This is a genomic window from Wolbachia endosymbiont (group A) of Cydia splendana, assembly GCF_947179475.1.
Classification (GTDB): domain Bacteria; phylum Pseudomonadota; class Alphaproteobacteria; order Rickettsiales; family Anaplasmataceae; genus Wolbachia; species Wolbachia pipientis.
In genome coordinates this window covers 647,662-663,355 of sequence record NZ_CAMXBP010000001.1, presented here as the reverse complement: position 1 = coordinate 663,355, position 15,694 = coordinate 647,662, and the positions used below count along the sequence as shown (strand labels likewise).

Genomic DNA, 15,694 nt, shown 5'->3' with positions numbered 1-15,694 from the left:
ATCACAGAAGTAGAAAAAATCTATACAAGTTTTCTATAGTTAAGACGTCATGCCGCCGCGGCGCTAACAAGTAGCGGGATGACGGTTGTCGGGGTGTCATGAAAGTAGCTGACACTTGGGGTCTATGTTTTTTCTGGTCACACGTACAGCTGTACGAACATTGTGCTACTAGTAGGGTGTCATGCCAGTGCTTGACACTGGCATCCAGGAATTTTATTAAGTTGGTGAGTATAAAAGTAGCTGTTTTATGTTAAAATACGACGTTTTCGATGAGATTATATGGAAAACTGGATTCCAGTGTCAAGCACTGGAATGACATCACAGAGGCACTGGAATGACACCTCTCTTGGGCTCTTTTAGCTATAAACATTAAGAAATTTACCAAACGAAAAAAAAGGCAAAAGAAGCCCCGTGGTTATTATCCGCTTTAAAATATTGGCGTTTTTTATGTTTTAAACGCTTGACAAGCGAAATTCAGCTGCTTTTAATTGCAACTAACTTACGCTGCAAATGTTTAAGAAATTTACTAAGCAGAAAAAAAGACAAAGAATCCCCGAGTTAGCTAGTCTTTTACTATCTCTGTCGAGTATTGGCATTTTTTGATTTCTTGTAACGCTTTATAAGCGCGTTCAGCTTATTTAGATAAAAATCTAGATGTAGATGAAGTTTTGTAAAGACATACAGTATCTATATACTGCAAAAAATTGAACATAAGACGCCGATACATTAAGTAATCCTTACCTTTTAATCTGCAGATTGGCGAAAGCAAATACAATAGCTTCACTGTCATGATAAAGGGGCTGGCAAAGCTTGTCAAGAAATTTTCTTATTTCATTTAAATTGCTTGTAACCTTCTTATACACTCATCTTTACCAAGAATCACCATGATATCAATGATTCCAGGTGCATCCATTACTCCAGTTATAGGGGCGCGTAATGAGTGGTATACATCGCTTATTTTCATATCGTGCAATTTTGCACATTCCTTGATCTGAGAAGATAAAAAACCCTTATTCCAATTTTCATCACCGATCTTTGACAGAAATGACGCGAGTAACTTGATTATATCGAGGTTAGATTTGACAATTTGCTCAGCCTCTTCACTTAAATCAAGTGGCGGATCTTGAATATAAAATTTTGCTAAATCCAATAATTCGGTCAGGTAGTTTGCTCTTTTTTTTAGCTCTGTCAGTCCCTGCAGTAAATAGCCCTTTTTTTTGTCAGTTAGAGTATTTTCTCTAAGCATTAGAGTCAGAATATCTTCATTGCTCATATTACTAATATAGTGGTTATTCAAATGCTCCAGTTTTTTGAAATCGAGCCGTGCAGGTGAACGACCAATACTTTCTAAATTAAACCACTCTATTGCTTGCTCATCGCTAATAATCTCATCGTTGCCGTGACTCCAGCCAAGTCTCAGCAAGTAATTACGCATCGCTTTTGGCAATATTCCCATCTTTTCATAATCGCAAACGCTTGTGGCACCATGCCTTTTGGATAGCTTATTCCCATCTTCCCCATGGATAAGCGGCACATGTGCAAAGCGTGGAATGTCAAAATCAAGAGCCTGGTATATTAGCAGATGTTTAAAGGTATTAGTGAGATGGTCAGAACCGCGTATTATATCAGTTATTCCAGCATCATGATCGTCAATTACGACAGCAAAAATATATGTTGGAGTGTTGTCAGAGCGTAAGATCACTATATCATCAAGCTGGTTGCTATTTACTTTGATTTGGCCGTATATTTTATCATCAATGACGATCTCTTGTGAGTCTGGCACTTTGAAACGGATAACTGACCTCACACCGGATGTCATTCCAGCGCGTGACCACATATTTTCTTCTGGATCCCAGTGTCGGCTACTTGGATGACAAGAAGGAGGTTTTGTAGTACATTTATGCTTGTATATCTTGCCCTCTTCTCTTGCTTTTATTTTCTTTTCTGCAACTTCATCTTCAGGGCAATAACAGTGATACGCCCTACCCTTCTCAACTAAAAGGTTTGCTACTTCTTTATGCCGCTCTATTCTTTTTGACTGATATACTATTTCCCCATCACAGCTCACACCGAGCCATCTTAGCCCTTCTATAATTGCATCAATTGCTTCTTGTGTTGAACGTTTTCTGTCGGTGTCCTCAATTCTTAGCAAAAACCTGCCACCATGATGCTTTGCATAGAGCCAATTAAATAACGCAGTACGAGCTCCTCCAATGTGCAAAAATCCTGTTGGTGATGGAGCAAATCTCGTGACTATACCTGGCATATTTGTCTGTTACAGTAATGTAAATGATGATAGCTAAAATTTATGTTTGTAACAATTTAGAATTTATTTGTTCTGAGAGATAAAATTTACTTGTTTTTCATAAATTGTGTTGTATAATTTAGTATTGGTTGAATATAGCGAGGTGAGTTATGGATGGACTTGTAGATATAGCAAAATTGCTTTCAGATAATGAAGCTAATATCAATTGGCGTTACACCGGCCCTTTTGATAAAACAAAACAAAGAGTACAGGCAGATAATCTCCTGCATTTAGCTGCAAGAATACAAAACAAAGGTAAATTTGTAGACATTTGTAAGAAGAACATTGCTTCTGTAACTGCGCATAATGAATATGGAGATAATCCATTTCATGAAGCAGCAAGAAGTGGAATTTTGCTGCCTGCAGTACAAGAGATTGTGAATGACTTAGAGAAGGAAGCTAATAACAAAATTACGAAAGCAGAAGAAGCTGGAGATCGGAAAGAAGTAAGCAGATTGAAAGAGGAACTCAAATGTAATAAAAAATATATTAAAGATGCGCTCTGCAGTAAAGGCTATGCTTTTAATAAGAAGAGGGAAACTACTCTTTATTACTTAAATGCTGCACAACAGAAAGAAATTAAGCAAATCGCAGGCATAAAAGACAGCTTTATATGTAACCAGAAGTTTCACCTGTGCTTATATATAATAGGAGCGATAGCATGTATCGCTGCTTTATGTTTGTCTTTATACTTTTTATTTTTAGTTTCTCAATCTTTTGCACTAAGCTCGATGGTTGCAATAGCTTCTGGCGGAGTCACATACCTGTCAGTTAAAGCATGTAGCGAGATACATGCCTTGCATAACGAAAGCACTTTAGTGGAAAATGCTAATGTACAACTTGCAGGAGAAAGTTTGGGTGTTTGATGAAGCTAGAAATTACTTGCAGGCAATGATATAGAAATTTACTTTCTTAACTTCAGAAAGTATACTCATACGATGATAGAAAAGAAGTACAGTAAGATTTTAATAGCAAACAGAGGAGAGATTGCCTGCAGGATTATCAGAACTGCCCATAAGATGGGTATATCTTGTGTGTGCATATACTCGGATGCAGATGTAAATTCTGTGCATGTAAGACAAGCAGATGAGTCAAGATATATCGGCCCTTCGCCATCTTGCCTCAGTTATTTAAACATTGAAAAAATATGTGAAGTAGCAGTTGAAACAGGTGCTGAGGCGGTTCATCCTGGCTATGGTTTTTTAGCAGAAAATCCAGATTTTCCACGTGCTCTTCAAAAACATAATATAGACTTCATCGGCCCCAGTGCAGAAACAATAGAAGTTACAGCCAACAAAATAACAGCAAAAGAAGCGGCAAAAAAAGCTGGAGTAAATGTAGTGCCAGGATATATGGGTAAGATCAGCGATGCTGCCCATGCAGCTCAAGTTGCTGAAGAGATCGGTTTTCCCGTTATGCTCAAAGCTGCATCAGGCGGTGGTGGCAAAGGAATGCGAATTGTAAATTCCAAAAAAGAAATTGAACTAGCGTTCACATCAGCAACAAATGAAGCAGAGAAAAGTTTTAAGGATGGCAGTATCTTTATAGAGAAATATATAGAACTACCAAGACATATTGAAATACAAATCATAGCAGATAAATATGGCAATATAGTTTGTCTTGGAGAAAGAGAATGCTCGATACAAAGGAATAATCAGAAAATAATAGAAGAAACGCCAAGTCCATTCATTAGTGAAGAAGTAAGACAAAAAATGTATGTTCAATGTGTTTCTCTGGCAAAGCAAGTTGGCTATTTTTCAGCAGGCACTGTTGAGTTTGTTGTAGATAAAGACCAAAACTTCTATTTTCTTGAGGTAAATACGAGATTGCAAGTTGAGCATCCAGTAACAGAATTTATAACTGGAATAGACATAGTAGAAGAAATGATTAGAACTTCCTGTGGAGAGAAATTGAGATTCAATCAGGATGATATTAAACTTACTGGTTCTGCAATAGAAAGTAGAATTTGCGCTGAAGACCCATCGAAGAAATTTTTCCCTTCCAGCGGAAGAATAAAATATTACGATAAACCGGGTGAAAATGATTATGTAAGAATAGATGATGGAGTTGCTGCAGGTTCAGAAATTAGCACGTTCTATGACTCAATGATTGCAAAAGTTATAACATATGGAAAAGATAGAGTAGAAGCGATTAGCAGAATGCAAAAAGCATTGTCTGAATGCTATATAGAAGGAGTAACAAATAATATAGAATTTCTAGAATCCATCTTCCATCACCCAAATTTTATCGCAGCAAAGCTCCATACGAGATTCATTCCAGATCATTACCCTAGTGGGTTTCACGGCGATTTTATTACAGAAGAGTATATTAAAATATTTATTTTCACTACGTTATATGTTCATTTAGAAAATGAAGAAAGGTATTATCATAAGGCAGTGAATGAAACGCTTGTAGTTGTAATAAATGACAATGAGTACTCTGTAAACGTAAAGTACCAAGATAATACGTTAATAACAATATACAACCATAACGTATATTCTGTAAGTGGTAAGTGGAAATCAAGTCATGAGTTACTATATATTACAATTAATGATGATGCTGATATAACATTTAAAGTAGAAAAACAAGGCAGTAAATACTTCATAAGACATGCAGGTATGAAAGCTGAGTGTTGTATATTTAAACCTCATGTAGCTGAATTAAGTAAGTTAATGCTAAATAATGAAACAGAAGGGATTTCAGCAGATGCTGTAAAATCCCCAATATCTGGTTTATTAGTTAAATTACACGTAAATGTAGGAGATCAGGTGGAAATAGGACAACCTTTATTTGTGGTGGAGGCAATGAAAATGGAAAATATCATATGTGCTGAAGCAGCAATGGTGATAAAAAATATTCCCGTTCAAGAAGGAAAAAATGTGCAGATCGGTGATGTAGTCTGCTTTCTTAAATAACACAAGAAGTACAAACTTGACCCAAACAAGATAAATGAAAACACTTGATGAGCTATGGCAATGGCTATTGGTATGTGTAACAAAAGAGTAACCACTCCTAAAATTATCTGAATGATGATGGAGAGCAGCATAATATATACCGGTTTTACGCTAGCATTTTTTACTGTGAGTATTACTACCAAAGTTAGTATTAGCAATGCCAGTGCTCGATGTATAAATTGCACTGTCGCTCTGTTCTCAAAGATATTCAGCCATATAGGCTGTAAGAAAAATAAATCTTCTGGAACGACTTGTCCGTCCATTAGTGGAAAGGTATTGTAAATCAAACCAGCATTTAATCCCGCAACAAATGCGCCGAAAATTATTTGTATTACAATTAGAATCAGAATAAGTATTGTGTAATATATACTACTGTTAGTAGATTGAAATCCTGTCATCCGAGTAGCTGACACATAACTGTACGAACGCTTACTTTTGAAAATAAATTGCACAGCAAATGGTGTCATGAAAGTAGCTGACATTGGAATCCAGCTTTTACTATGCAGCCACTTATTTAAAGTTAAGTTTTCTGGATCCCAGTGTCTGGGCACTGGGATGACATCTTTCTTGGTGAAAATTACTCTTATACTGCAATGTTCGTATAGTTGTGTACGTAACACTGGGATCCATATTTGGTAATCAAAAAATTGATATGACAATAATGCAAAGATAATTAATGCTAATAATAAGTGAAGTGCAAGCCTATAGTGGCTAACATGAGGTTCAGTTACTAAACCACTTTTAACCATATACCAACCAGCAAAAGCTTGTAAAGCTCCAAATAATAATGCCACACATAGCTTTATTACTACCTTTTTAGATATTTTTCTTCTTAATGTAAAATATATAAATGGCAGGACAAAAACTAAACCTGTTAGTCTTGCAACCAATCTGTGTACATATTCTATTAAGTATATAGCGCGAAACTCCTCCATACTCATACCATAGTTAAGTGCTTTATATTCAGGTGTAGCTTCGTATTTTAATTTTTCTTGTAGCCAGTCTTGTTCACTCAGTGGTGGTAATGTTCCAGTAATTGGTTTCCACTCCGTGATTGACAATCCTGCTTTTGAAAGTCTGGTAAATCCACCAATCCCTACCATGAGAATTACCATGACCGAGCAGAGAAAAAGCCAAATAGCTACAGGTTTTGCTTCCATAAACCATGCTGAGTTTTGTTCCATCGCTCAGTGTAAAGAATAAATTCCCATAAGGCAAGAAAAGCTGCAACACTATGTAGCAGACTATAGACCGGAAAAAATATCGATACTATATAAAAATAAAAAGGCATCTTTTGCTGTTTGACAGCTATTACCAAAAGAATCAGGTTAGTAACGTATACCACTACAAAGTAGTACAAAAATAATTCATTTAAAACTTTAGTTAATATCAATGAAAGCAGTAAAAATGGAGTAGTAAAAAATATAAAAGCTGCAGAACCAACAAAAAGATTCAATAGCAAAATTCCCTTAAATCCAGTGTGTTTATAAAGTGACTTTATATTTTTTAAATGAACAATATAAGTTTGCATATAGCCTTTGATCCAGCGCGCTCTTTGCTTAATCCAAGCAAATACAACAATTGGTGACTCTTCCAATGTTTCTGAGTCAATCATCCTGGTTTTATATCCCATTTGCGCAAGTCTCAAACCGAGGTCAGCATCTTCGGTAACACTGTAAGCATCCCAGAAAAACACTTTTTTTAGAATTTTTACTGAAAAATGATTACTGCTACCACCCAAAGGCATTGGCATGTTCATTTTTTGGAATCCAGGCAATAAGTATTGAAACCAGTTCATATACTCCAGAGAAAAGGATTGTGTAAGAAAATTATAATCACAATTATAGTAATTTAATTTTGCTTGTACACAGGCAAGCTTATCGTCGCCCTTATTAAATTCAATCAGTGCTTTTTTTAACTGCAATGGGTCTGGTTTATCGTCCGCATCATATATTACTGCATACTTTCCTCTAGCAAAGCTCATAGCATAATTGCATGACTTGGCTTTTGTTCTAGGCAAAGAATAAGGCACTTTTATTACTTCAAAATACTGCGGTAAAGTGTACTTTTCTATAGCTGCTAGCGTTTCTTGGTCATCACTTTCTACCTGAAGCTTCACATCTAATTTTGATTTTGGATAATCCAAACTTTCAATGCTTTCAACCAATTGCTCTATCACTGCACTTTCTTTAAAAGCAGGCAATAAAATAGTATATATAGGAAAATCTTCTTCACTCAGCTTACTATAATCCACTTTTTGGTTGGAGGTTTCACATAAGTTAAAAATTGTAGCTATAAACTTGAATAAATAGCTAGAACATCCGATTATAAATATCAACATCAAAGCAAAATATGTATATTTCTCTGTTAGTGTTAAAATTGAAGTTACAATAAAGAAAGAAGCAAAAAATATTGAGCTTAGTTTAATGCTTTTGGCTGAAAAATTAGGATTCTTGTAATATAAGTAGTTGCTTGCAAATTCTGAAATACCAAAGTGCGAGTTAAGAAGATTTAAAATCTGTTCGCTATCCACTTTTATTAATACATAGTCAATACCGTAATGAGCTTCGACCCAACGGTTGATATCTCGGCTTGTGTCTTCAACCATAAAAAAAGTAGTATTATTTAATTTTTGCCAAGGAATTATATTAAATTTATAGTAAAAAAGTTTCTCTGGCTCTTTGCACAAACTAGAATCAAACTTAATTTTTTCTACATTATCAGCTTGAAGTATAGGCAATTGTTGCATTGAACCTAATGCAATTTTTTATTTAAGTCACGTGAAAATGAAGATATGACCTCGCTACTACGCTTATCATCTTTACGTTCATGCATTATTTTTTTTACAGCATCAGCAGCTATATTCGCTGTGTTAGCCTGTAAATCTCCAAGAGCTTTTTCAACTTGGTCAGTGACTTTCTTCAAGTTAGAATGGGCATTGTCATCTAATGTCTGATCTAGCTGCTGTCTATTGTGCTTAATGATACTATTAGCTTTATCAAGTGCTTCATTCATCATTTTATTAACTTCTGCATCTAATTCTTTGTATTTTTTAGAAGATTTTTTGTAATACTCCAACATATCTTTCCTGAATTTTTCAGTTTCTTCACTTGAAAATTTGCTTTTGTTACGCTTATTGTTAAGCGCATTTTTTATCACTTTCTTTAGCAATTTATACGAAAGGACAAAACTTACCAAGAAGGCAAGACCGATAATCAGTGATGTAGACATAAAAACCCCTAAAATTCTTTGGACACCAAGTCAGCAATAAATTCCTCTTCAATTTCAGAATTAGTCAATTTAGTATAATAAATTAAAGCAATACTAGTAGCCATTTGTTTTAACTGATCAGTATATTCAGATTTAAATTCTGCCACTTTTTTTTCAATAAGCTTGCTCTTTTTTTTATCTTCCTCTTCTAATATATTCTTAACATTAGCTCTCATTTCTTCTACCTGAGCAAGTGCATCATCTATGATTTTTTTTGCCTGTATTCTAGCTTGGTTTAAAGCGGCATTATACTTGGCAACCTGATCTTCCGTGAGTCTTAAAAGATGAACAGAACTATTGAAAGAATCCAATACTTCTTTACTTCTAGTGCTTATTATTTCATCTAACTTTGGCAAAAATAAACAACTTACTACGAAAAAAAGTGAAGAGAAAAAAATTAAAAACCAAAAAACTTGAGAAAAGAAGGTTGAAACATCAAGCTGTGGCATCTGTTAAGCAGCAAATATTAATAACATTGCAAGTACAAACGCAAGCAATCCCATGATTTCAACCATGGCAGCACCAATATAAACATAACTTTTCATTTTACCTTCTGATTCAGGGTTTCTCGCAATCCCATTTAACATAGCAGAGAAGATATTAGCTATACCTAAACCAGCACCGAGCATTCCAAACACAGCTAAACCAATTGCTATAAATTTTAAAGCTACTAAATCCATATATTACCTTTAATTATTTCTTTATAATATAATTGTAAAATATTCTACAAGGAAGTCAATTACTTTACTGCATCTGACAAATATACACATGTTAATATAGTAAATATATAAGCTTGTAAAATTGCAACAAATACTTCAAATCCTATCAATGCAATTATGAACAAAAACGGCGCAGGAGTGAAAAATATGTTCATATTTACAATAAACCCTGCTATCACTTTGATGATTGTATGACCAGCAATCATATTTGCTGCAAGCCTTATTGATAGGCTAACCGGCCTTACTAAATAAGCAAACAACTTAATAATAATTATTATAGGTGCAAGCCACGAAGGAGTTCCTTTTGGTAGCAATATGCGTAAAAATTCTACTCCCCTTTCTTTAAATCCAACAATCGTTATATAAATAAAAACCACCATCGATAAAGCGAAGGTGACTATCACATGACTTGTGACCGTGAAACTATAAGGAAGAACACCAACTAAATTACACGATAAAATGAAAATAAACACTGTAAATATCAATGGAATGTGCTGCAAGCCTTTGCTTCCAGTGTTATTTTCTATTATTGAAATAACAAAATCATATACATACTCAACTGCAGCTTGCAAATATCCTGGTATTACTGCCCCCTTCTTTATTCCAAAAAGCAAAAAGAGTATCATCAATATCACCGAAATCATCGTGAAAAAAGATGAATTGGTAAAGCTTACGTCATACCCAAATAACCTAGGTAACTCTATTATTGTATATACTTTAAATTGCTCTAGCGGATTTAACGCCATTTTGACCCTATGTACTTGAACTATAACAGTAAATAAAGTATGAATTTTATAGGACAAAGTCAAGGGTTAAGATAAGGCTCTGTGTTATTATAACATTGATACATTAACAAAATATGTAATTAGAGTGTTAATTACAGTCAGCTCTGTATTTTAAAATTTACTAATCTTATTAAATTATTTAACTTAACATCTTATTTTAATTATAATTTAATTTTTAGTGAGGTATATAATGAACGAAATAGATTTTATTAACGCTAATCATCCTTTAAATTTAGAGCAGGAATTTGGTAACGGATACATCAAATTGACAGATGGTTCCTTTAACGAATATACTGGCCATTATCAAATAGGAAGCGAAATACTAGATGAAAGCCATAATATGATAGGAGACTTAACTATAGATGGCTACATTCATAGCTTCCATGCAGATACCCACAATATGAATCTTAAATCCTTTACGGAGATAGATTTAAAAGGTGATATAAAGAAGATAAATTCTCTTTACAAGAAGATATAAAGTTACAAAAACTTCTGCATCATTGCTTGTGATACAGAAGTCACTTTTCATTCCACTACAATAAGCTTTAAAATCACTACATTTTACATTACAATAACTTTTTCACTTCTTTTTAGGTCCATGAAATTCACATTATCTTGGTTATTAGAACACTTAGAAACCAATGCTAGTTTAGAAGAAATTACCGATAAATTAACTCACATAGGGTTAGAAGTAGAAGATGTGATCGATAATTCCAGATTGACTGGGTTTATTGTTGCAGAGGTATTAGAAGTCGTACCTCATCCAAATGCTGATAAATTAAAATTATGTAAAGTAAATGATGGAAGTAAAATTCTACAAATAGTCTGTGGAGCAAACAATGTTAGAGAAGGTATGAAAACTGTACTTGCATCTCTTGGTAGCACGTTGCCAGAAAGTGATCTCACAATTAAGTCCACAAAAATACGAGGAATGCTAAGTGAAGGGATGCTCTGCTCTGCTTCTGAACTTGCGCTGGTTCAAGAGGAAAGTGAAGGAATAATCGAGCTTTCCGATGATTATAAAGTAGGGGATAAATTTTTCAATTGTGACCCTGTAATTGATATAAATGTTACTCCAAACCGTGGAGATTGCTTAGGCATTTATGGAATAGCTCGCGACCTTGCTGCAACTGGAATTGGGACATTAAAGACTTTAAGCATTCCACAACTTACCAGCTCCATAAATTCACCAATCGATGTTGAAGTTACTGACGGGGAAAGTTTTATTAGTGGAATATACATCGCCAATGTAAAAAATCAAGAAAGCCCAAAATGGTTAAAAGATAGGCTGGAATCGATAGGAATGCGCTCCATTTCTGCAATAGTTGATATCACGAACTATATTATGATATCTTTCAGCCGCCCAATGCACGCGTATGATGCAAAAAAAATAGAAGGAGAGCTCACAGTACGCAAAGCAAACGACGGAGAAAAATTTGCTGGTTTGAACGGTAAAGAATACTTATTAAACAAAGACATAAGCGTTATTGCAGGTGATAAAAATATTCATGGAATTGCTGGAATTATAGGTGGTAAGTGCAGTGAATGTACTCTTGAAACTACTGATATCTTTTTAGAGTCTGCTTGGTTCGATCCCATCTCTATTACTAAATCTTCAAGGCAGCTCGGCATCTCCACAGACGCTAGTTACAGATTTGCACGTTCAGTTGATCCTGGATTTACTTTTGATGGACTCAACCTTGCAGCTAAAATGATTCTGGACTTATGTGGTGGAGAAACCTCAAGCGTAGTGTCTGCTGGCAGTTTAGATAGTGCTGACACCAAGGTGAGCTTTGATTATCAGGATGTGAACAAGTTTGGAAGTGTGTCTGTATCGCCTGATGAGGTGCTTGATATCTTAACGAAACTAGGGTTTAGTATTGATAAAAAAACCGAAGGCAATTGGAATGTACAAGTACCAAGCTGGAGACCGGACGTGACAATACCGGCTGACCTAATCGAAGAAGTAACAAGGATATACGGCTATGACAAAATAAAAGAAGAACCACTACCAAATAATGTTGAAGAAGTAGATAGTACATACGACAATTTGCGTATTTTGATGACAAACAGAGGGTTTCATGAAGTGCTAACCTGGTCGTTTATGAGTGAATCAACAGCTGAAAAATTTGGTTACTCGAATAAGTTATTTATCATCGATAATCCGTTTAACAATAGCTTTAATATAATGAGACCAAGTATTATGCCAAATTTATTGCAAGTTACTGCTGATAATATTGCCCATGGAATATCTGATCTTGCAATCTTCGAAATCGGGCCGATTTACGATGGTGAAGCTCAGTCTAAGTATGTTTTAAGTGGAATTAGGTCAGGAAATAATTTACCGCGAAACCATTATAATACTGATAGGAAAGTAGATGTTTTTGACGCAAAGGCTGATTGCATAGCAGCTTTGGAGTTTTTTAACGTTAATTGTGATAATTTAACGATAGAGAAAGCAGAAAAAGAACATTACCACCCAGGAAAGTCAGGCACTCTCTCTTTTAAGAATAAAGTAGCAGGTTATTTTGGAGAGTTGCATCCTAATATATTAGATCTTTTTGATATCAAGCAAAAAGTTGTAGGTTTTGAGGTAATACTAGAAAATATTGAAAATTTACCTGTAAGTAGAAAGAAATTTATCGATTATAAATACCAAAGTGTAAAACGTGATTTTGCATTTATAGTAAATAAGGATGTGGAAGTAGGTAACATAATCAATGTGATAAAAAAAAGCTCAGAGCTCATCACAGAAGTTTTGATATTCGATGTATACCATGGAAATAATATAGAACCGAATAAGATGTCTATAGCGTTGTCAGTTACTTTTTGCTCTCCAATCCACACTTTAACTGAAAAAGAGATCCAAAAAGAATCAAGTGCTATAGTTAATTTAGTATGTGAAAATACCGGAGGAACTTTGAGAACTTATCGTTGAGTCACAATCATAGTTTCCTGCCGTTGCTGTGTCACACTTACTTCATCCAATTTATTTCCAATATTGAATTCAATATCCTTGAAAAATCTATCCCACATTCCATGCAAATGCTCTTCTATTTTAGGCCACACATCATTTTTAAATGTTACCCCATCATCAGAAAATAAATTACCTAAAAAGGCTCCAATACCTTCATAATTTGACTGAAAACATTGAAGAAATGTCTCTCCTTCTTTATAAGTATTATGTGCCACATTTAACGCTTTTCTCTCTGTAGTCTCTTTATAAGCATTTGATGCTCCAATCTTTATTGCACCAAACATAACTTTACTCCAGTTCTTAACTTTCTGTATACAACCTTCACTATTTCCTGGTATATTATTTATTATATTTTTTGTCAAATTGTCTATCAAAGGAGACAATAAATTTTGACTAAAATGTTTGATATTATCTTTTGTTTTAATTACAGGATATTTGATGCGTTTTTCTGCTAAACAGTACTCCAGTTCTGCTCTTTCTAATAACTTCTTGATTTCTTTTTCATCAAAAGTTTCAAGCTTGAATACCTTCAGTAAATCATCTTCTATTACTGCAAATTTTATTTTTTCACGAGACGTTAGTTCTTCTTTATAATCATTTTTTGTTTCTTCATTTATCAATAATTCTTTTTTGCCTAATTCTAACTGTTTTAATGCTTTCAGAATTTCTTCATTCCTTTTTAAGAGCACTTCTATTGATCTTGTACCCGGATGCCCTTTTTCCCTGTTATTTTGTTCAGCTTGTAAACGCTTATTTTGATCTTTGAGTGTTTGTTCTAATGTAGATTTTTCTAAATGTCCTTCATCTTGCACGCGAAAAGCTTCAATTATTTCTGCTAGACCTGATTCACCATATTTTCTTAATTTCTTGCATAAACGTAAAACACCCTTTTTTTGTTCTCGAAGTAACCTTTGCACTTTATATTTTTTTATTTCTAAATACATCTTTTCTATAAAGTCATTTATTTTAGCTGAAGCTTCCTTATCCGATGGAACCTTTACTTTTTTTTCTAAATCTTCAAGCTGCTTCCTTAGGCTTTGCTTCTCCTTATCCGGTATATCTGATTGACTTAACTTACCTTGAACTTTTTTCATTACTGATTTTATCAGCCTGCGCTCAATCTCTTGATCATCATATTCGAATTTAAAAAGGTCTTCTAACCCCCTTTTTAAGGTGTCATTTGTTAAGCTACTGTTTTCATGTATTTCTTTTAATTTCTTATATATATTGTTACACCTTGTTTGACCTATTCCTCTTAAACGTTCAATTTCTTCTTTCGCATTACCTAAGGCTTTCTCTGTTGCTTGGAGATGCTTATTTTTATAAATATCAATTACTGTCCTTTTAACTATTTCGCCTTCCTTTATAAGCTTTTTCCATTCCGCCTCATGTACAGAAAATTCATCATCTTTTGAGTCTTCTACTTCCATTCCTGCGTTTTTCAAATCTTCTATTATAATCTCTTTTCTACTTGGTAATTCCTTACCTTGGCTCTCTAATTCCTGTCTCACTAAAGAATTTTTTATCTCATCTTCCAGCGAAAAATCTTCTCCCCGTCTATCTCGCTGAAACTTAATTGCTTGTATAAAGGCAACTTGATAAGCACTTTGTATTAAGTGACTTGTCAAATTAGGACCTGTACTATCTACCACTTTCGACTTGAATTCGTTCAATAATTCCTTCAATTTATCATATGTAATCTCTTTCTTTTCTAGCTTTATCAGTTCTTCCATAGTCTTCGCAAATTCCTGAATAGAAGTTGCAAGCACATCCTTGATTTCATTGCGTAAGGGCTTAAGACCATTTTTTAAATTGATGTTAGTTGACAATTTCAGTACGATGCTATGCTCTGAATCCCGCGTCACATCAAACCACTTGTTATTTTCATTTTCATACAAATCTCTAAGCAATCGTTTAAATTGCGGTGGAAATTCTATTTCCATATCCCACGCAATATTTGGTCCAGTAACTTCCTTTTCATGAAAAGACACCTCAATATTTTGATGCTTATTAGAATACCGCCCCATACTTATTTTAAGAGCAGTAACTAAAGAGTGAGATAAATCTCTATTTAAAAGATAAAAAGTAGCCAAAGCAATTGTTGCAGGAACAACTAAGGCTACAAGTACAGCCATATTAACAAAAATTGCTATTGCAGCAAGAACACCATATGCCAATCTTTTTGGCACGCCAGTTTCACTCTTTTTTGTCTTATCTTCCCCTACACTGTCTTGTGTCTTGCTGTTTGCTTGAAATCTACTGCATACGACTAATCCCAGTGCAGTAAAAGCAATATAAGGAAGCATTAAAACTGACAGAGCTAAATTTAATATTTTCTTTTCTGGGCAAGTTCTATTTATTTCCTTAAATATTTCGCTTGATATATTATACCAGGAAGTAAAAAAATCAGAGTTATAATCTTTATAATGAAATATACTGAGTGGAACGTTAAAATTAGCTAACGGCTCTTGTTCTTCCACAGCATCAAAAAATTCTTCTTCCTCTTCTGAAGTAGCAAGACCTAAATTATTCCCTTCTTCTACATTAGAAACAGCTTCCATAGCATCAAAAAACTCTTCTTCCTCCTCCAAAGTAACAACAGATTCTGCTTTACCTAAACCACCACTATTGTTAACAACTTCTTCATAATCATCTGCAACAGCTTTATTCATATTATAACCTTA

12 protein-coding genes are annotated in these 15,694 nt (G+C 34.3%); 4 read left to right on the top strand and 8 right to left on the bottom strand.

Annotated features, from left to right (window positions below):
* Nucleotides 1-835: 835 nt before the first annotated feature.
* On the bottom strand, nt 836-2,266 hold the full coding sequence (gltX, locus tag OM961_RS03225) for a glutamate--tRNA ligase (protein ID WP_264339388.1): 1,431 nt from the start codon (nt 2,264-2,266) through the stop codon (nt 836-838).
* A 149-nt stretch (nt 2,267-2,415) separates the two neighbouring features.
* On the opposite strand from gltX, the gene OM961_RS03220 reads away from it, so the two are divergent.
* A complete protein-coding gene (locus OM961_RS03220; protein WP_264339387.1) occupies nt 2,416-3,171 on the top strand; it encodes an ankyrin repeat domain-containing protein in 756 nt (251 codons plus the stop codon).
* A gap of 72 nt (nt 3,172-3,243) precedes the next feature.
* Nucleotides 3,244-5,220 (top strand): acetyl-CoA carboxylase biotin carboxylase subunit, encoded by a 1,977-nt coding sequence (locus OM961_RS03215; protein WP_264339386.1) that lies wholly within the window; start codon nt 3,244-3,246, stop codon nt 5,218-5,220.
* Here OM961_RS03215 and OM961_RS03210 read toward each other — a convergent pair.
* Genes OM961_RS03210 through OM961_RS03185 form a run of 6 tightly spaced genes read right to left on the bottom strand, consistent with a single transcriptional unit; the run spans nt 5,169 to nt 9,994 of the window.
* Nucleotides 5,169-6,443: a COX15/CtaA family protein gene (locus OM961_RS03210; RefSeq protein WP_264339385.1), complete on the bottom strand. Its 1,275-nt coding sequence runs from the start codon at nt 6,441-6,443 to the stop codon at nt 5,169-5,171. The genes OM961_RS03215 and OM961_RS03210 overlap by 52 nt on opposite strands.
* Nucleotides 6,401-7,999, bottom strand: coding sequence for a glycosyltransferase family 2 protein (locus OM961_RS03205; RefSeq protein ID WP_319606713.1), 1,599 nt, complete (start codon nt 7,997-7,999; stop codon nt 6,401-6,403). The genes OM961_RS03210 and OM961_RS03205 overlap by 43 nt, the downstream gene beginning before the upstream one ends.
* 14 nt (nt 8,000-8,013) lie before the next feature.
* Nucleotides 8,014-8,490, bottom strand: coding sequence for a F0F1 ATP synthase subunit B family protein (locus tag OM961_RS03200; RefSeq protein WP_065094793.1), 477 nt, complete (start codon nt 8,488-8,490; stop codon nt 8,014-8,016).
* Between the two features lie 8 nt (nt 8,491-8,498).
* Nucleotides 8,499-8,978: a F0F1 ATP synthase subunit B family protein gene (locus OM961_RS03195; RefSeq protein ID WP_065094794.1), complete on the bottom strand. Its 480-nt coding sequence runs from the start codon at nt 8,976-8,978 to the stop codon at nt 8,499-8,501.
* A 3-nt stretch (nt 8,979-8,981) separates the two neighbouring features.
* The gene (locus tag OM961_RS03190; RefSeq protein ID WP_006014985.1) at nt 8,982-9,209 is read right to left on the bottom strand and encodes a F0F1 ATP synthase subunit C; all 228 of its coding nucleotides are present in this window, start codon (nt 9,207-9,209) and stop codon (nt 8,982-8,984) included.
* 59 nt (nt 9,210-9,268) lie between these two features.
* A complete protein-coding gene (locus OM961_RS03185; RefSeq protein ID WP_264339383.1) occupies nt 9,269-9,994 on the bottom strand; it encodes a F0F1 ATP synthase subunit A in 726 nt (241 codons plus the stop codon).
* A gap of 229 nt (nt 9,995-10,223) precedes the next feature.
* Here OM961_RS03185 and OM961_RS03180 point away from each other — a divergent pair, with 229 nt between their 5' ends.
* Entirely contained in the window at nt 10,224-10,511 is a 288-nt protein-coding gene (locus OM961_RS03180; protein WP_077188073.1) for a hypothetical protein, read from the top strand.
* A gap of 120 nt (nt 10,512-10,631) precedes the next feature.
* Nucleotides 10,632-12,971 (top strand): phenylalanine--tRNA ligase subunit beta, encoded by a 2,340-nt coding sequence (gene pheT, locus OM961_RS03175; protein WP_264339382.1) that lies wholly within the window; start codon nt 10,632-10,634, stop codon nt 12,969-12,971.
* On the opposite strand, the gene OM961_RS03170 is transcribed toward pheT, so the two are convergent.
* Entirely contained in the window at nt 12,962-15,682 is a 2,721-nt protein-coding gene (locus OM961_RS03170) for a hypothetical protein (RefSeq protein WP_264339381.1), read from the bottom strand. The genes pheT and OM961_RS03170 overlap by 10 nt on opposite strands.
* Nucleotides 15,683-15,694 lie beyond the last annotated feature (12 nt).